Here is a 15,738-nt window from a genome sequence, read left to right on the forward strand (position 1 = left end):
GCGCTGTCCCGATCATGACCCCGACCATGGGCGAAAGCGTCGCCGAGGGCACGATGGGAACCTGGCTCAAGAAGTCGGGCGACACCGTCGCCAAGGACGAGATGCTGGTCGAGATCGAGACCGACAAGGTCGCGGTGGAAGTCTCCGCCCCCGCCGCAGGGGTCCTGACCATCGTCGCCGAGGCCGGTTCGACCGTCACGCCCGGCCAGCAGATCGGCAGCATCGCCGCGTCCGGCGCGGCCGCTGCGGCCCCCGCCGCCGCCGCGCCCGCCTCGGGCGCTTCGGCCAACGCCGGCTCGGCCCAGATCAAATCGGGTGAAGACCCGCACCTGTCGCCCGCCGTGCAGCGCGTTGTGACCGAGAACAACCTCGACCCGAAGACGCTGGCCGCCACCGGGCCTAAAGGCAACATCACCAAGGCCGACGCCATCGCCGCCATCGGCGCCGCCGCTCCGGCTCCGGCCGCCGCCGCCCCGGCTGCTGCGCCCGCCGCCCCGCGCGCCGACCAGCCGCGCGAGGAGCGGGTCAAGATGACCCGCCTGCGCCAGACCATCGCGCGCCGCCTGAAGGAATCGCAGAACACCGCCGCCCAGCTGACCACCTTCAATGAGGTGGACATGACCAACGTCATGGAACTGCGCACCCGGTACAAGGAAGTCTTCGAGAAGCGCCACGGCGTGAAGCTGGGCTTCATGAGCTTCTTCACCAAGGCGATCGTCCAGGCGCTGCGCGAGATCCCGGCCGTCAACGCCGAGATCGACGGCACGGACATCATCTACAAGAACCACTACGACATCGGCGTCGCCGTCGGCACCGAGAAGGGGCTGGTCGTGCCGGTCCTGCGCGACGCGGACGCCCTGTCGCTGGCGGGCATCGAGAAGGGCATCGCGGCCCTGGGCAAGGCCGCCCGCGACGGCGACCTGACCCTGGACCAGCTGCAGGGCGGCACCTTCACCATCACCAACGGCGGCACCTACGGTTCGCTGATGTCGACGCCGATCCTGAACGCGCCGCAGTCCGGCATCCTGGGCATGCACAACATTGTCCAGCGCCCGATGGCGGTGAACGGCGAGGTGCTGATCCGCCCGATGATGTACCTGGCCCTCAGCTACGATCACCGCATCGTCGACGGCAAGGAGGCGGTGACCTTCCTCGTCCGCGTCAAGGAACTGCTCGAAGACCCGGCCCGGGCGCTGCTGGATCTGTGATGAACCGCTGGGGGGCGCCGCCGCTGCGGCCAGGCATGGGAGCGGCCCCGCCGCCCTTTACTCGCTGGTTGGTGATCCTGTGGCTCGCGGCGAGCATCCTCGGCCTGCTTTTCCTCGCCGGGAGCCTTGTCTGGCTCGGCTGGTTCGCCCGCCCGGTCTCGCCGCCTCCGTTCGATCTGCCGCTCGTCTGGCTGCCGGTCCTTGATGTTCCGATCCTCGTCGCGATCGGCGGATATGGCGCGGCCGCGTTCGCTTGCTGGCGTCGCCGGCCGGCGCTTCAGCCCTGGCTGATCGGAGCCGCGGGCCATTTTGGCTTCCTGCTCGCCGGGGCCCTGGTCTCGGGCGGGATCGATCCGGCGGCGATGGTCTCGTTTGACGCCCTGTTTGAGTGGGTCCGGTTTTTCCTGCCCGGCATGCTCATCCTGACCTTGGACCGGGCGCTACTTGAGGCCCTGCCCCAGCCGTTCCGCTCGGCCTGAAGGCCCGGTGTGGTCCGCCTCTGGCGGCCCTCCAAGGCCTCGCCACGGTGATCATTATCGTGATGATCGCGGCGATGGTTGGACGAGCGATCTTCCGGTTCATCACTACTTGATGACGATGATCGAGATCGCCCGTTTCGCCGATGTCTACGAAGCCGAGATCGCGGCGTCGCGCCTGCGCTCTGACGGCTATGATCCCGTGCTGGGCGGCGCCGAGCATGTGAAGGCCAACCCCCTCGTGCTTCAGGCCCTCGGCGGCGTAAACCTGTCGGTGCCGAATGATCAGGCGGCCGCGGCGCGGACGCTTCTGGAACGCCTGCGGGGCGGAGCCGAACGGATCGAGGACGCGGACCCTGTCAGCGCCAATCCTGTGCGCAAGGCAGGTCCGCTGGCGCTTCTCGCGGCCATCGGGCTCGGATTTCTGGTCGGCTCCTAGGTCGCTACGTCCGTTTCTGACGCACGCGCATGCTGTCATGACTGAAACCCCGCGGGGTCTGGTCTTTGACAATCGAATTTCGGCAGGCGCGCCGATCCCCGAGTGGACTCAGTGGACTCAGTGGACTGTGTTTTTGAGCGGACGGAGTGGACTCTTCGGACTCTTCGGACGGTGTTTTTTCGGGTGGCCGGCCAGAAGCTCAGGGCTTGAGCCCGCCCAACACCGCCTCCGTGTCCTGCCCCAGCGCCGGCGGCGCCCGGTCGTAGGCGACCGGCGTCACGGACATCCGTATCGGCGAGGCGACCGTCCGCACCGGCCCGGCCAGATCGGCCCGCGCCTGCGTCACCTCAAGCCCGCGATGCTTCGCCTGCGGCTCTTCGAACACCTGATCGATGGTGTTGACCGGTCCGCAGGGCACGCCCGCCGCCTCCAGCGCCGCCATCAGCCCATGCATGGTCTGTCCCGCCGTCAGGGCCGACAGCTCGGCCGTCATGGCCGCGCGGTGCTCGATGCGCAGGGCGTTGGTCAGGAAGCGCGGATCGGCCCCCATGCCCTCGACGCCCAGCGCCCCGCACAGCGCCCGGAACTGGCCGTCATTGCCCACGGCGATCACCACCATGCCGTCCGTGCAGGGGAAGGGCTGATACGGCGCCAGGTTCGGATGCGCATTGCCCATCCGCGTCGGCGCCTTGCCCGAGACGAAGAAGTTGGTCGCCTGATTGGCCAGCATGGCCGCCTGGACGTCGAACAGGGCGATGTCGACATGCTGCCCCTGCCCCGTCGCCCGCGCATGCATCAGGGCCGCGAGGATGGCGTTGGAGGCGTACAGGCCGGTGAACAGGTCGACGACCGCCACCCCCACCTTCATCGGCTCGGCCCCCGGCGCGCCGTCCGGCTGGCCGGTGATCGACATCAGCCCGCCCATGGCCTGGATCATGTAGTCGTAGCCGGCGCGATGGGCGTCGGGCCCGTCCTGACCGAAGCCGGTGATCGAGCAATAGACCAGCTTCGGATTGATCGCCGACAGGGCGGCATGGTCGAGACCGTATTTCTTCAGCCCGCCCGTCTTGAAATTCTCGACCACCACATCGCAGGTCTTGCTCAGTTCACGGACGATCTCAGCGCCCTCGGGCGCGGCCAGGTCCAGTTCGACCGACTTCTTGCCCCGGTTGGCGCACAGGAAATAGGCCGCGTCGCCCTTCGAACCGTCCGCCTTCGTGGTGAAGGGCGGGCCCCAGTGGCGGGTGTCGTCGCCGACGCCGGGCCGCTCGATCTTGATCACCTCGGCCCCGAGGTCCGCCAGCATCTGCGTCGCCCACGGACCGGCCAGCACGCGGGACAGGTCGAGGACGCGAACGCCGGATAGGGGGCCTTGTGGCTGGGTCATGAACCGTGATTATCCCGTCTCTGCTTGCGGGAGAAGCAATGCCTCCTCTTTCGTCATCCTCCGGCGAGCACAGCGAGACCGGGGGACCCAGCGGCGCCGAAGGCGATCTGTTCAGGCAGGGTGTCCGCGGCAGGTTCGCGCTCGCGCGCGCCGCTGGGTCCCCCGGTCTGCGCCGCTTCGGGGCTTGCCGGAGGATGACGAAAGCAGTGGGGCCTACAGACCCGGATCCCACACGCCCGCGTCGCGCATCCGGCACTCGCGCGCCTCGCGGGCCCGGCCGTCCAGCTCCTCGGCCATGCAGCAGACCGCCCTGGACACCGTCGCCTTGTGCACGCCCGGCACCAGCGCATGCATGAAGGCGCAGCCGGCCAGTTTCAGCAGACGGAAGCCGAATCGCGACGAGGCGGCCATGTGGTGGAGATAGCTCTCCTCCACCTCGCGCGGATGTTCGACGAACAGACGATTCAGGGTGCGGATCATGGCGGCAGTCTAGCTTGCGACGGGCCGGGCCACTACCCGTCGGCGCCATTCTGGCCTAAACCGCGCGTCAGAACAGGGGGCCGGCGGTTAATTCCGCCTACGATCGTACAAGGCTCCGAACCCGCTCAGGAAAGACGACCCATGGCCGACGGCGCCTCCGCCCCCTCCAAGACCTTCCGCTGGGACGACCCGCTGGACCTGTCGGGCCGGCTGACCGACGACGAACGGATGATCCAGGACGCGGCGCGGTCCTACGCCCGCGAGAAGCTGCTGCCCCGGGTGGTCGAGGCCTTCCGCGACGAGACCTTCGACCGCGCCATCATGACCGAGCTGGGCGAGATGGGCTTCCTCGGCGCCATGCTGCCGGAACAGTACGGCGGCTCCTCGGTCAGCCACGTCGCCTACGGCCTGATCGCGCGCGAGATCGAGGCGGTCGACAGCGGCTACCGCTCGGCCATGTCGGTCCAGTCGTCGCTCGCCATGTACCCCATCTACGCCTTCGGCTCGGAAGAGCAGAAGATGCGCTTCCTGCCCCGCATGGCGGCCGGCGAATTGGTCGGCTGTTTCGGCCTGACCGAGGCCGACGGCGGCTCGGACCCGGCCTCGATGAAGACGAAGGCGGTCAAGGTCGACGGGGGCTACAAGCTCAACGGCGCCAAATACTGGATCACCAACAGCCCGATCAGCGACCTCGCCGTGGTCTGGGCCAAGCTGGATGACGTGATCCGCGGCTTCATCGTCGAGCGCGGCATGGACGGCTTCACCACCGACAAGATCGGCGACAAGCTTTCCCTGCGCGCCTCCATCACCGGCGACATCGGTCTGAACGACGTGTTCGTGCCGGAAGAGAACCTGCTGCCGGGCGTGAAGGGCCTGCGCGGTCCCTTCAGCTGCCTGAACAAGGCCCGCTACGGCATCGCCTGGGGGGCCATGGGCGCGGCCGAGGCCTGTTTCCACCTGACCCGCGACTATGTCGGCGAACGGATGCTGTTCGGCCGCCCGCTGTCGTCGCGCCAACTGGTGCAGAAGAAGCTGGCGGACATGCAGACCGAGATCTTCCTCGGCTTCGAGGGCGCGCTGGCGCTGGGCCGGCTGCTCGATCAGGGGGCCTGGGTCCCCGAGGCCATCTCGATGATGAAGCGCAACAACTGCGGCAAGGCGCTCGATATCGCCCGCGTCGCCCGCGACATGCACGGCGGCGCCGGCATCACCGGCGAGATGCACGTCATGCGCCACGCCATGAACCTGGAGACGGTCAACACCTATGAGGGCGCCCACGACGTCCACGCCCTGATCCTTGGTCGGGCGATCACAGGCGAGAGCGCCTTCTAACGCCTGTCGTCATCGCCGCTTTCCCGCGCTAGGGTCCGGATGATGACGGGGGACCCTGAGATGCGGCGTTTCAACCTTCGGACCGGCGGCCTGTCCCTGCTGGCCCTGGCCATGGCGGTTCCGCTGTTGCTGGCGGCGGCGCCCGCCACGGCCCAGCAGTCGCCGGTGCCGTTCGACGCCGAGCGCGGAGTCTTCACCTTCGCCACCGGACTGGAGCGCGCCCTGCCCGCCGTCGTCCAGGTCACGACCCTGGGCCAGTCCGAAGGTCCCAGCTCGGGCGACAATGAGCCGCGCCCGATCTCCAGCGGCTCCGGCGCCATCATCGACGCGCGCGAGGGCATCGTCGTGACCAACAACCATGTGGTCGAGGGCGGGCGGAAATTCACCGTCGACATGACCGACGGCCGCATCTTCGACGCCACCCTGATCGGCACGGACAAGGCCACCGACCTGGCCGTGCTGAAGATCGAGGCGACCGGTCTGTCCCAGATCGAGGTGGTCAACTCCGATTCGCTGCGGACCGGGGATCTGGCCTTTGCGGTCGGCTATCCGCTGGGCCTGGACCAGACCCTGACCATGGGCGTGATCTCGGGCCTCGGCCGTTCCGGCATGGGCGACCGGATCGAGGACTATATCCAGACCGACGCGGCCGTGAACTCGGGCAATTCCGGCGGGCCGCTGCTGGACAGCCGGGGCCGGCTGATCGGCATCAACACCTCCATCCTTTCAGGCGGCGGCGGCGGCAACGACGGCATCGCCTTCGCCGTGCCCAGCCGGATCATGATGTATGTCGTGGCCCAGCTGCGCGAGACCGGCGAGGTCAAACGCGGCACGACGGGCGTCATCCTCGGGTCGCTGAACGCCGAGCGCTCGCGCGATTTCGGCCTCGGCATCGTGCGCGGGGCGGTGGTCGAGGACGTGGCTCCGGGCTCTTCGGCGGAGGCGGGAGGCCTGCGCCGCGGCGATGTGATCACCCGCATCCAGAACCGGCCCGTGTCGAACGCCGGCACGGTCGCCGCCACCGTCGGCATCGCCGCGCCGGGAACCCAGGTCGAGGTGGTCTATCTGCGCGGCGGCCATGAGGCGCGCACCACCATGACCGTCGAGGCGCCGGGCGAACGCCCGGTCATATCCGGCGCGGATGCAGTGATCGCGCGCGGGGCGGCGGTGCGGCCGGGAAGCGACGGCCCGCAGGTCTTCGCCGTCGAGGGCGGATCGTCCGCCGCCGCCGCCGGACTTCAGGCCGGCGACGTGATCCGCACGGTCGATGGCCAGCCGACGGCCGATCTGGCCGGTCTCGCCCGGGCGCTGGACAAGACGGGAGAGGCGGCGCTGTCGGTCACCCGCGGCGAGGAAACGGTCGAGATCCGCCTGCCCTGATCCCGCCGGACGCCGGACAGCAAAACGCCCGCTCTGCCGGAGGGGGGAGGGTGGCGGAGCGGGCGTCTCGCTTTGGAGGAAGCATCGGCCCGCCGGAGCCCTTGGTGGAGAAATCCAGGAGGGGCTGGGGGGGCTGTTCAGGATCCGGAACTGCTCCGGGCTCCAGCGAGCCGATGTCCAGACTTCACCCCGCAAGGCGGCGGGCGATGGGCCGAAGCGAGGCGATTTCATGTTCGGTGCGATTTCCGACCCATGCTGTTCTTGCCGACACAGTGTTCGATGGAAGGGTGTGGGCGGGAACAGCAGCGGCGCTGGCGTTTCGCGGATGTCGGCGTAACCTCATGCTGATGAGCGACGCCGCCGATCTGCAGTCACAGCCCGGACCGGTCTTCTTCGACCGCAAGGAACTGGACCTGATTCTCAGGGTCTACGGGCGAATGGTCGCCGCCGCCGAATGGCGCGACTACGCCATGGTCGGGCACCGGGACGCAGCCGAGTTCGCCGTGTTCCGCCGCTCGGGCGACGCGCCCCTCTACCGGATCGAGAAGCGACCCGCCCTGCGCTTGAAACAGGGTCAGTGGGCCGTCATCGGCGAGGGCGGTCATGTGCTGCGCCGGGGACGCGAGCTGGCCCAGGTGCTGCGCGTTTTCGACAGCCGGAAATTCACGATCGTCGATTGAAAAAAGGCCCCGGTTCGCACCGGGGCCTTTTCTGGATTGTCGCGGTTATCGAGGTTTCGCGCTGAAATCGCGAGGGCGATACACCCGCGACAACCGCCACATCAGCGCCGGCCGCCGAACAGCATCAGCAGGAATTGGAACATGTTGATGAAGTTGATGTACAGGCTCAGCGCGCCGTAGCTGGTGGCCACGCCCATGGCGTTCTGGTTACCGCCGAGCGCGTAGTAGGTCATCTTCAGCCGCTGGGTGTCGTAGGCGGTCAGGCCCGCGAAGATCAGCACGCCCAGAACGCTGATGATCAGCTGCATCATCGAGTTCTGAAGGAAGATGTTGACCACCGAGGCGATGATCAGGCCGATCACGCCCATGATCAGGAAGCTGCCGAAGCCGGTCAGGTCCTTCTTCGTGGTGTAGCCGAACAGGCTGAGCGCGCCAAAGGCGGCGGCCGTGATCAGGAAGGTCTGGACCACCGAGGCTCCGGTGTAGATCAGCACCACCGTACCCATAGAGGCGCCGATCAGGGCCACGATCAGCCAGTACAATGCGCTTGCCGCGCCCGAGGTCGGGCTCTTCATCACAAAGTTGGAACCGAGCAGGACGACCAGCGGCGCGAAGGCCACGATCATGCCCAGGATGGTAAACCCGGCCAGACGGCCGTCGGGCGTGATCTGGTACATGAGATCACGCACGGGCGGGTATGAACCGGTGATCCAGGCCAGCACGGCCGAAACCAACAGGCCCAGAGCCACCTTGTTGTAGACGCCCAGCATGAAGCTGCGCAGGCCGGCGTCGACCGACATGTCGGCTGTCGCAGGCGCGGTGGTGTAACCGTTTCTGAAATCGCTCATGGCGAGATCGATCCTCCATTTGACCGGGCGGTCCCGGCCTTTGCACAAATATCGGGCCGCGAGACCCCTTCCGCAAGGAAAACCGGACTTGGGCCCGCCGTTCCCAGCCGCTACCAAGAGCCGCATGGTCCGGCTGTTCACCGCCCTTTCCGTTCCCGACGACGTGGCCGAGACCCTGGCGCGCCGCCAGACCGGCCTGCCCGGCGCGAAATGGCGCACGGCCGAACAGCTGCACATCACCCTGGCCTTCTATGGCGAGATCGACGGACGGCGCGCCGACGATCTGAGCGTCGAGCTGGAGCGGGCTGCGGCGGGCGGACCGTTCGAGATCGCCCTGGCGGGCGTCGGGTCCTTCGGCGACGGCCATCGCACCGGAACCCTGTGGGCCGGGATCGAGCCGAGCGAGCGGCTGTCGGTGCTGGCCAGCCGCTGCCGCAGCGCCGCCGAACGGGCCGGGATCGCCGTGGAGCGCCGCGACTACCGCCCGCACCTGACGCTGGCCTATCTGAAGCCGCACGCCAATCCGGACCGGATCGGGGCCTGGATCGCCGGGCACAACCTGCTGCATTCGCCGCCCATCCGGGTCGACCGGTTCGGCCTGTATTCCAGCGTCCTGACCCATGACGGCAGCCATTACCAACTCGAGCGGGAGTATCTGCTTTGACCGGACCGGTGCTTGAAACCGAACGCCTGACCCTTCGCCCCATCGCCCTGGAGGACTTCCCGCGCTGGGCCGAGATGATGGGCGATCCCGAGGCGGCGAAATTCCTCGGCGGGGCGCAGCCGGCGGCGGTCGCCTGGCGCGGCTTCATGACCATGGCCGGGGCCTGGAGCCTGACCGGCGTCTCCATGTTCTCGCTGATCGAACGCGAGACGGGCCTGTGGCTGGGCCGCATCGGGCCGTGGCGGCCCCATGGCTGGCCGGGGACCGAGGTGGGCTGGGGCCTGCATCCGGACGCCCAGGGCAAGGGCTATGGCGTCGAGGCGGCGACCGCGACGATCGACTACGCCTTCGACGTGCTCGGCTGGACCGACGTCATCCACTGTATCGATCCGGCCAATACGCCGTCGCAGCGGCTGGCCGAGCGAATCGGCTCGCGCAACCAGGGACCGACGCGGCTCCCGCCGCCCTTCCACGAGCTGGCCATGGACCGCTGGGGCCAGAGCCGCGAAGAGTGGCGCGCGCGCGAACGCCGCTGAGCCCGGCGGGCCCGTTCGCGCGTTACAAGGTCAAGCTTTGACCCCGCGTCGCCATCCGCTACGCAAGGTCGGCAAATCGCGAGGGATGGTCGAATGCGGGTTCTTGTTCTGGGCGGCGATGGTTTCTGCGGCTGGCCGACGGCGTTGCACCTGTCGGCGCGCGGCTGGGACGTCTGCGTCGTCGACAACCTGAGCCGGCGCAACATCGACAACGAACTGGAAGTCCAGTCCCTGACCCCCATCCGGACCATGGGCGAGCGCATCGCCGCCTGGAAGGAGGTCAGCGGCCAGACGATCGACTTCGTCAACATGACCGTCGGCAAGGAGTTCGACCGTCTGGTGGCCCTGATCCGCGACTGGAAGCCCGACAGCGTCGTCCATTTCGCCGAACAGCGGGCCGCGCCCTATTCAATGAAGTCGGCGCGGCACAAATTGTACACGGTCGACAACAATCTGAACGCCACCAACCATCTGCTGGCGGCGATCGTCGAGAGCGGGCTGGACGTGCACCTGGCGCATCTGGGCACCATGGGCGTCTATGGCTACACCACCGCCGGCCTGCGCATTCCCGAGGGCTATCTGAAGGTCACGGTCGACACCGACTTCGGCCCGGCCGAACAGGAGATCCTGTTCCCGCCGAACCCCGGCTCGATCTATCACATGACCAAGACGCAGGACGCCCTGCTGTTCCAGTTCTACGCCAGGAACGACGGGCTGCGGATCACCGACCTGCACCAGGGCATCGTCTGGGGCACCCAGACCGAAGAGACGCGCCGGGACGAGCGGCTGATCAACCGCTTCGACTATGACGGCGACTACGGCACGGTGCTGAACCGGTTCCTGATGCAGGCGGCCGTGAACTATCCGCTGACGGTGCACGGCACGGGCGGCCAGACGCGGGCCTTCATCCACATCCAGGACACGGTGCGCTGCGTCGAACTGGCCCTGGCCAATCCGCCGAAGTCGGGTGAAAGGGTCAAGATCCTGAACCAGATGACCGAGAGCCGCCGTGTCCGCGATCTGGCCGCCATGATCGCCGACATGACCGGCGCCGAGGTGCACAATGTGCCGAATCCGCGTCAGGAGGCCGATGAGAACGAACTGGTCGTCGCCAACGACCAGTTCCGCGACCTGGGCCTGAAGCCGATCACCCTGGCCCAAGGTCTGCTGGACGAGGTCACCGACATCGCCCGCCGCTACGCCGGCCGGGCCGATCTGTCGAAGGTGCCATGCGTCTCGACCTGGAACAGCAAGCGGGCGCAGGCGGTGCGAACCGAGCCCACCCTGACCGCGCCTCCCAAGACCCCGGTTCACGCCCGGTCGGCCTGAGGCTGCTCCATGTCTGACGCCCCCGCATCCCTGCTGGTCTTCGGCGGCGGCTGGCTGGGGCAGGCCGGGGCCCGCGAGGCGATCCGGCGCGGCGGCCGCGCCGTCCTGACCAGCCGGGACGCCGGCCGGCGCGCCGACCTGACCGCGGAAGGGTTCGCCGCCGTCGATCCGGCCGACGCGGCGGCGCTGACCGCCGCGGTCGCCGAGGCTTCGGCCATCCTGATCACCGCCCCGCCGGAAGCGACCGGTTGTCCGGGGGTCAGGGCGCTGCTGCCCGCGATCACGGCGTCGGGATCCTGGCCCGACTGGATTGGCTACGTCTCCTCCACCGCCGTCTATGGCGACCGCGCCGGCGGCTGGGCCCTGGAGGACAGCGAACTGAACGCCGCCAGTCTGGAAGGCGCGCGGCGGGTCCGGGCCGAACGCGACTGGCTGGACGCCGGACAGGGCATGGGGCTGACCGTGCAGATTTTCCGCCTGCCGGCCCTCTACGGCCCCGGCCGCTCGCCGCTGGACCGCCTGCGCGACGGCACGGCGCGGCTGGTGCGCAAGCCCGGCCAGGTGTTCAACCGGATCCATGTCGACGACGCCGTCTCGGGCCTGTTCGCGTCAATGGCGCGGCCCCGGCCCGGCGCGGCCTACATCCTGTGCGACGACGAACCGGCGCCGGCGGACGTGGTCATGGAATCGGCCGCGCGCCGCCTCGGCCTGCCGCTCCCGCCCGAGGTCGACCTCGACGATCCGTCGGTGTCCGACGCGATGCGGCGCTTCTATCTCGACTCCAAGCGGCTCTCGAACGCGCGCGCCAAGGCCGAGCTGGGCTGGCGGCCGCTCTATCCGACCTGGCGCGAAGGGCTGGAGGCGATGATCGGCGACGCCGCCACATAGACGACCTCGGGCCGAGACATTTCGGCCAGGACATCCTCGACATCGGCCCCGCGACAAGGCCGACATGCGAGACATGCGCGACAAGATCCGTTTGGCCGCCGCAGATGCCGGACAGACGCCCGCCGATGTCCGGAAACGCCCCGCCTCCGACCCCTCTCTCCGATGGTCCGGCGTGCTAGATTCGCGGCGGACGGAGACCCGCCGATGACCGACCACGCCACCCCGAACCTGCCCTCGCGGGATTTCGAACAGACCGCGCGGTTCTACGGCAAGCTCGGCTTCGAGCAGGGCTGGCGCGACGGCGGCTGGATGATCCTGCGCCGCGGCGATCTGATGCTGGAATTCTTCCCGTATCCGGACCTCGATCCGGGCGCGAGTTCGTTCAGCGCCTGCCTGCGGCTGGACGACGTCGACGCCTTCCATGCCGTCTGCAAGGCGGCCAGCGTGCCCGAGCGGTCTGGCGGCTTTCCCCGGCTTCAGGCCCCGGCGCTGGAGCATTCGGGCCTGCGGATCGGCTACCTGCTCGACCCGGACGGCTCGCTGCTGCGCCTCGTCCAGAACCCGTCCTAGAACGGCAGAAGGTTGCGCTGGCGGCTGTAGGCCATGGTGCCGACATTGGCGCCCAGACGCAGGCCCACGCCGGTGCGGATGGGAGCCAGAACGATGCCGTCGGCGCGCTGGTAGTTCACGCCCAGGCCGCCGACCAGATAGGCCGAGCCCTCCACGCCGGGGTAGCGGCGGTAGATCATGTCCGGATGGAACAGGCCGTAGACCAGGGTGAAGACGCGGCTGGCGTTGCCGCCGACGTCCCAGCCGATGGAAATGCCCTGCCAGAACACCTCCTGCGAGGCCGACAGGTCCTTCATATGCAGGGCGCCCCGGCCGTAACGCAGGCCGACGCCGGCCGCGCCCGAGCCCTCTTCGCCGGCGATATAGGCGGTCGGGCGGTCGCCCTGTTCGGCGAAGATGCGCTCGATGGCCCCGCCGAGGGCTTCGGCGGCGATGCCCAGCTCGCGCGAGCCGGCGGCGATCAGTTCGTCGGCCGTATAGGCCTGGGCCTGCTGGTCGGAGGCGATCGGGTAGTTGGGATCGCCGGCCTGGCCGCCCGTGGCGCAGGCGGACAGGCCCGCGGCGCCGGCGGTGACGGCGAGGCCGGAAAGGATCATCTGGCGGCGGTGCATGGCGAATCTCTCAGCGGGGCGGGACGAGGCAGGGTCGCCGCCTTTTGCGTCAGCCTTGCGGCGGCGAGGTTAACGGAACCTTGCCGCGCACGCGGCCCTAGGCCCGCAGGGTCGCGCCCGCCTTCGCCCCTGCCGCGACGATCTTCGCCGACAACGCCTCGATCCCGGCCTCGGTCAGGGTCGCCTCGGCGGGCTGGATCACGACCTCCAGCGCCACCGACTTCATGCCCTCGGGCACGCCGGCGCCGCGATAGACGTCGAACACCCGCAAGTCGGCGATCAGCGCCTTGTCGGCCCCGGCCACGGCGCGCATCAGGTCGCCGGCCGCCCTGCCGTCCTCGACCACGAAGGCGAAGTCACGGGTCAGGGGCATCAGATTGGCGAGGTTGGCGGGGCCGCGGGTTTTGGATTTCGCCCCGCGCGGTTCGGGGACCGCATCCAGCACGATCTCGAACGCCAGCATCGGCCCGTCGGCGTCCAGCGCCTTGAGCACGCGCGGATGCAGGGCCCCGAACTCGACCATTACATTCTTCGGGCCGAGCTGCAGGCGGGCCGAGCGGCCGGGATGCCACCAGTCGCGGTTCTGGCCCTGCGCCAGCTGCAGCGAGGCCGTGGGCGCGCCCAGCTCGTCCAGCAGCGCCATCAGGTCACCCTTGAGGCCGAACAGGGCGTCCTCGGCCCCGCCGCCCCAGTGGCGCGCGGAACGCGGCGCGACCAGGCCGGCGATGACGGTGCGCTGGCCCGTCGGACTGTCGTCCAGATAGATGGGGCCGATCTCGAACAGGGCGGCGTCGGCATGGCCGCGCGCGGCGTTGCGGGCGGCGGCCTGGACCAGGTTGGGCAGGACCGAGGGCCGCATGCAGTCCAGTTCGGCCGCGATGGGATTCTCGACCAGCAGACGTTCGTCGCCGCCGCCGAACAGGGCGGCGGTCGACTGTCTGGTGAAGGACCAGGTGACAGCCTCGGCATAGCCCATGGCCGCGAGAGCCCGGCGCGCGCGGCGGACGCGGGCCTGGCGCGGGTTCAGGACGCCGCGCGACGGCGCGCCCTGGTCGGGCAGCGGGGTCGATGGCAGGGCGTCATAGCCCTGGATGCGGGCGACCTCCTCCACCAGATCGGCGGCGCCCTCGACGTCGCGGCGCCAGGACGGCGGCGTCACCGTCCACGGCGCCCCGCGCTCGACCTCGAAGCCCAGCCGGGTCAGGATTTCGGCGATCCGGTCTTCGTCCAGAGACAGGCCGGTCAGCTGGCCGACGCGGGCCGGGTCGAAGGCAAAGGACGCGGGATCGGCCAGGGCCTCGCCCGCCGTCACGACTTCGGACGGCTCGCCGCCGCACAGGTCGAGGATCAGGCGCGTCGCCAGCTCAAGGCCCGGGACCATGAAGGCGGGATCGACCCCGCGCGCGAACCGGTACTGGGCGTCGGAGCTGATCGCCAGCGTCCGTCCGGTCTGGGCGGTGACGAGGGGATCGAACCAGCCGCTCTCGACGAAGACGTCGACGGTTTCGTCGGAGCAGCCTGTGGATTCGCCGCCCATGACGCCGCCCAGCCCGATGGGACGTTCGCCGGCGGCGTCGGCGATCATGCAGATGGCGGGATCGGCCGTGTAGGTCTTGCCGTCCAGGGCGATCAGATGTTCGTGCTGGCCGCCCGCATGCTCCGGCGTATCCGCGGCCACCTGCCCCGCCCGCACGACGATCTCTCCGCCCACCAGCTTGGCGGCGTCATAGACATGCAGGGGTCGGCAGCGGTCGTAGGCGATCAGATTGGTGACATCGACCAGCCGGTTGATCGAGCGCAGGCCGATGGCCGTCAGGCGATGCTGCAGCCACTCCGGCGACGGTCCGTTCTTCACGCCCCGGATCAGCCGCCCGGAATAGGCCGGGCACATCTCCGGCGCCTCGATGCGCACGGTGATCGGCGAAGGGAAGGCGCCCGGCACCGGAACGACCGCCGGCGTCTTCAACTGGCCGAGGCTGGCCGCAGCCAAGTCGCGCGCAATACCGGCCACGCCCAGCCAGTCAGGCCGGTTCGGGGTGACCTCGAAATCGATCACCGGCTCGGCTCCGAACACGCCCGCCGCCGGGGTCCCGACCGTCAGGTCGTCGGCCAGTTCCAGGATGCCGTCGCTATCGCCCGCAAGCTCAAGTTCGGCAGCGGAGCAGAGCATGCCGTGCGAAACCACGCCCCGCACCGGCTTCTCGACCAGGGTGACCTGCAGTCCCGGCACCCAGGCTCCGATCGGGGCGTAGATGGTGGTCAGGCCCGCGCGGGCGTTGGGCGCGCCGCAGACGATTTCCTTGCGGCCGTCGACGGTGTCGACCTGGCAGACCTGCAGCCGGTCGGCGTTGGGGTGACGTTCGGCCGAGACGATCCGCGCCACCGTGAACGGCGCCAGCGCCGCGATCGGGTCGTGAACCTCCTCGACCTCCAGCCCAGCCATGGTCATGGCGTCGGCCACGGCCGCCGCGTCGGCGTCCGTGTCGAGATGTTCCTTCAGCCAGGAGAGGGTGAATTTCACGCCGCCGACCCTCCGACCATCTCGTGGAAATGCTTCAGGAACGAAGCAGAGCCGGTGAAGCCCACCATGTAGAAGGCGCTCTGGCGGAAGGCGCAGTCCCGGAACGGAATGACGCCGATCACCTTTTGCGACCCGACCGGAGCGAGCAGCAGGTTGCGCGTGTCGCCGCCGGCCTCGCCCATGTTGCAGGTCTCGAAGGTGCATCCGCTGAGCGGCAGCAGCACCGCCGGCCCTTCGAAGCGGCAGTTCACGAAGGTCTTGCCCTCGATCACCGCCGAGCCCGCGCGCGCGTGTTCCGCGAACAGCTGCGGCAGCCAGATGTGCAGGTTCTCATAGACGGGGCCGGCGCCCAGGGCGGTGAGCGGGGGAAGCGAGGAAGAATCGGTCAT

17 protein-coding genes are annotated in these 15,738 nt (G+C 69.0%); 11 read left to right on the forward strand and 6 right to left on the reverse strand.

Features of this window, described 5'->3' with window-relative positions; translation table 11 throughout:
• The first annotated feature begins 14 nt into the window (after positions 1-14).
• The 3 genes from odhB to VN378_RS00390 all read left to right on the forward strand — a co-directional run bounded on the left by odhB (position 15) and on the right by VN378_RS00390 (position 2,123).
• Positions 15-1,208: a 2-oxoglutarate dehydrogenase complex dihydrolipoyllysine-residue succinyltransferase gene (gene odhB, locus VN378_RS00380; RefSeq protein WP_325739918.1), complete on the forward strand. Its 1,194-nt coding sequence runs from the start codon at positions 15-17 to the stop codon at positions 1,206-1,208.
• Positions 1,208-1,687, forward strand: coding sequence for a hypothetical protein (locus tag VN378_RS00385; RefSeq protein WP_325739880.1), 480 nt, complete (start codon positions 1,208-1,210; stop codon positions 1,685-1,687). Before odhB ends, VN378_RS00385 begins: the two co-directional genes overlap by 1 nt.
• 112 nt (positions 1,688-1,799) lie before the next feature.
• Positions 1,800-2,123, forward strand: coding sequence for a hypothetical protein (locus VN378_RS00390; RefSeq protein ID WP_325739882.1), 324 nt, complete (start codon positions 1,800-1,802; stop codon positions 2,121-2,123).
• Positions 2,124-2,322: 199 nt separating this feature from the next.
• Here VN378_RS00390 and VN378_RS00395 read toward each other — a convergent pair whose 3' ends face one another.
• Positions 2,323-3,510, reverse strand: a complete 1,188-nt coding sequence (locus tag VN378_RS00395; protein ID WP_325739884.1) for a CaiB/BaiF CoA-transferase family protein — start codon at positions 3,508-3,510, stop codon at positions 2,323-2,325.
• 213 nt (positions 3,511-3,723) lie between these two features.
• On the reverse strand, positions 3,724-3,990 hold the full coding sequence (locus tag VN378_RS00400; protein WP_325739886.1) for a DUF6356 family protein: 267 nt from the start codon (positions 3,988-3,990) through the stop codon (positions 3,724-3,726).
• 141 nt (positions 3,991-4,131) lie between these two features.
• Here VN378_RS00400 and VN378_RS00405 point away from each other — a divergent pair, with 141 nt between their 5' ends.
• The 3 genes from VN378_RS00405 to VN378_RS00415 all read left to right on the forward strand — a co-directional run bounded on the left by VN378_RS00405 (position 4,132) and on the right by VN378_RS00415 (position 7,382).
• Positions 4,132-5,322 (forward strand): acyl-CoA dehydrogenase, encoded by a 1,191-nt coding sequence (locus VN378_RS00405; RefSeq protein WP_325739888.1) that lies wholly within the window; start codon positions 4,132-4,134, stop codon positions 5,320-5,322.
• 60 nt (positions 5,323-5,382) lie between these two features.
• Positions 5,383-6,702: a trypsin-like peptidase domain-containing protein gene (locus VN378_RS00410; protein ID WP_325739890.1), complete on the forward strand. Its 1,320-nt coding sequence runs from the start codon at positions 5,383-5,385 to the stop codon at positions 6,700-6,702.
• 341 nt (positions 6,703-7,043) lie between these two features.
• The gene (locus tag VN378_RS00415; RefSeq protein ID WP_325739891.1) at positions 7,044-7,382 is read left to right on the forward strand and encodes a DUF2794 domain-containing protein; all 339 of its coding nucleotides are present in this window, start codon (positions 7,044-7,046) and stop codon (positions 7,380-7,382) included.
• 101 nt (positions 7,383-7,483) lie between these two features.
• On the opposite strand, the gene VN378_RS00420 is transcribed toward VN378_RS00415, so the two are convergent.
• Positions 7,484-8,230: a Bax inhibitor-1/YccA family protein gene (locus VN378_RS00420; protein WP_325739893.1), complete on the reverse strand. Its 747-nt coding sequence runs from the start codon at positions 8,228-8,230 to the stop codon at positions 7,484-7,486.
• A gap of 124 nt (positions 8,231-8,354) precedes the next feature.
• Between VN378_RS00420 and thpR the strand changes: the two genes are divergently transcribed.
• From thpR to VN378_RS00445, 5 genes are all read left to right on the forward strand, one after another.
• Complete coding sequence (gene thpR / locus VN378_RS00425) at positions 8,355-8,894, forward strand: RNA 2',3'-cyclic phosphodiesterase (RefSeq protein ID WP_325739895.1); 540 nt, start codon at positions 8,355-8,357, stop codon at positions 8,892-8,894.
• An 8-nt stretch (positions 8,895-8,902) separates the two neighbouring features.
• The gene (locus tag VN378_RS00430) at positions 8,903-9,430 is read left to right on the forward strand and encodes a GNAT family N-acetyltransferase (RefSeq protein ID WP_325739897.1); all 528 of its coding nucleotides are present in this window, start codon (positions 8,903-8,905) and stop codon (positions 9,428-9,430) included.
• A 93-nt stretch (positions 9,431-9,523) separates the two neighbouring features.
• Positions 9,524-10,759, forward strand: a complete 1,236-nt coding sequence (locus VN378_RS00435; RefSeq protein WP_325739898.1) for an NAD-dependent epimerase/dehydratase family protein — start codon at positions 9,524-9,526, stop codon at positions 10,757-10,759.
• A gap of 9 nt (positions 10,760-10,768) precedes the next feature.
• Positions 10,769-11,647, forward strand: a complete 879-nt coding sequence (locus VN378_RS00440) for an NAD-dependent epimerase/dehydratase family protein (protein ID WP_325739899.1) — start codon at positions 10,769-10,771, stop codon at positions 11,645-11,647.
• A 204-nt stretch (positions 11,648-11,851) separates the two neighbouring features.
• Positions 11,852-12,217, forward strand: coding sequence for a bleomycin resistance protein (locus VN378_RS00445; RefSeq protein ID WP_325739900.1), 366 nt, complete (start codon positions 11,852-11,854; stop codon positions 12,215-12,217).
• On the opposite strand, the gene VN378_RS00450 is transcribed toward VN378_RS00445, so the two are convergent.
• The 3 genes from VN378_RS00450 to VN378_RS00460 form a co-directional block, all read right to left on the reverse strand.
• Positions 12,214-12,828 carry a DUF1134 domain-containing protein gene (locus VN378_RS00450; RefSeq protein ID WP_325739901.1) on the reverse strand — a complete coding sequence of 205 codons (615 nt, stop codon included), beginning with the start codon at positions 12,826-12,828 and terminating at the stop codon, positions 12,214-12,216. The genes VN378_RS00445 and VN378_RS00450 overlap by 4 nt on opposite strands.
• Before the next feature lie 97 nt (positions 12,829-12,925).
• A complete protein-coding gene (pheT, locus tag VN378_RS00455) occupies positions 12,926-15,349 on the reverse strand; it encodes a phenylalanine--tRNA ligase subunit beta (protein WP_325739902.1) in 2,424 nt (807 codons plus the stop codon).
• Complete coding sequence (locus VN378_RS00460) at positions 15,346-15,738, reverse strand: hypothetical protein (protein ID WP_325739903.1); 393 nt, start codon at positions 15,736-15,738, stop codon at positions 15,346-15,348. The genes pheT and VN378_RS00460 overlap by 4 nt, the downstream gene beginning before the upstream one ends.

The organism is Brevundimonas sp., from assembly GCF_035561115.1.
Taxonomy (GTDB): Bacteria; Pseudomonadota; Alphaproteobacteria; order Caulobacterales; family Caulobacteraceae; genus Brevundimonas.

Bases quoted from the DNA above. Each gene is read 5' to 3' on its own strand.
- VN378_RS00385 (WP_325739880.1), top strand. From the start codon at position 1,208: ATGAACCGCTGGGGGGCGCCGCCGCTGCGGCCAGGCATGGGAGCGGCC.
- VN378_RS00410 (WP_325739890.1), top strand. From the start codon at position 5,383: ATGCGGCGTTTCAACCTTCGGACCGGCGGCCTGTCCCTGCTGGCCCTG.
- odhB (WP_325739918.1), top strand. From the start codon at position 15: ATGACCCCGACCATGGGCGAAAGCGTCGCCGAGGGCACGATGGGAACC.
- VN378_RS00440 (WP_325739899.1), top strand. From the start codon at position 10,769: ATGTCTGACGCCCCCGCATCCCTGCTGGTCTTCGGCGGCGGCTGGCTG.
- VN378_RS00445 (WP_325739900.1), top strand. From the start codon at position 11,852: ATGACCGACCACGCCACCCCGAACCTGCCCTCGCGGGATTTCGAACAG.
- thpR (WP_325739895.1), top strand. From the start codon at position 8,355: ATGGTCCGGCTGTTCACCGCCCTTTCCGTTCCCGACGACGTGGCCGAG.
- VN378_RS00400 (WP_325739886.1), bottom strand. From the start codon at position 3,990: ATGATCCGCACCCTGAATCGTCTGTTCGTCGAACATCCGCGCGAGGTG.
- VN378_RS00395 (WP_325739884.1), bottom strand. From the start codon at position 3,510: ATGACCCAGCCACAAGGCCCCCTATCCGGCGTTCGCGTCCTCGACCTG.
- VN378_RS00420 (WP_325739893.1), bottom strand. From the start codon at position 8,230: ATGAGCGATTTCAGAAACGGTTACACCACCGCGCCTGCGACAGCCGAC.
- VN378_RS00460 (WP_325739903.1), bottom strand. From the start codon at position 15,738: ATGACCGATTCTTCCTCGCTTCCCCCGCTCACCGCCCTGGGCGCCGGC.
- VN378_RS00450 (WP_325739901.1), bottom strand. From the start codon at position 12,828: ATGCACCGCCGCCAGATGATCCTTTCCGGCCTCGCCGTCACCGCCGGC.
- VN378_RS00435 (WP_325739898.1), top strand. From the start codon at position 9,524: ATGCGGGTTCTTGTTCTGGGCGGCGATGGTTTCTGCGGCTGGCCGACG.
- VN378_RS00415 (WP_325739891.1), top strand. From the start codon at position 7,044: ATGCTGATGAGCGACGCCGCCGATCTGCAGTCACAGCCCGGACCGGTC.
- VN378_RS00405 (WP_325739888.1), top strand. From the start codon at position 4,132: ATGGCCGACGGCGCCTCCGCCCCCTCCAAGACCTTCCGCTGGGACGAC.
- VN378_RS00390 (WP_325739882.1), top strand. From the start codon at position 1,800: ATGACGATGATCGAGATCGCCCGTTTCGCCGATGTCTACGAAGCCGAG.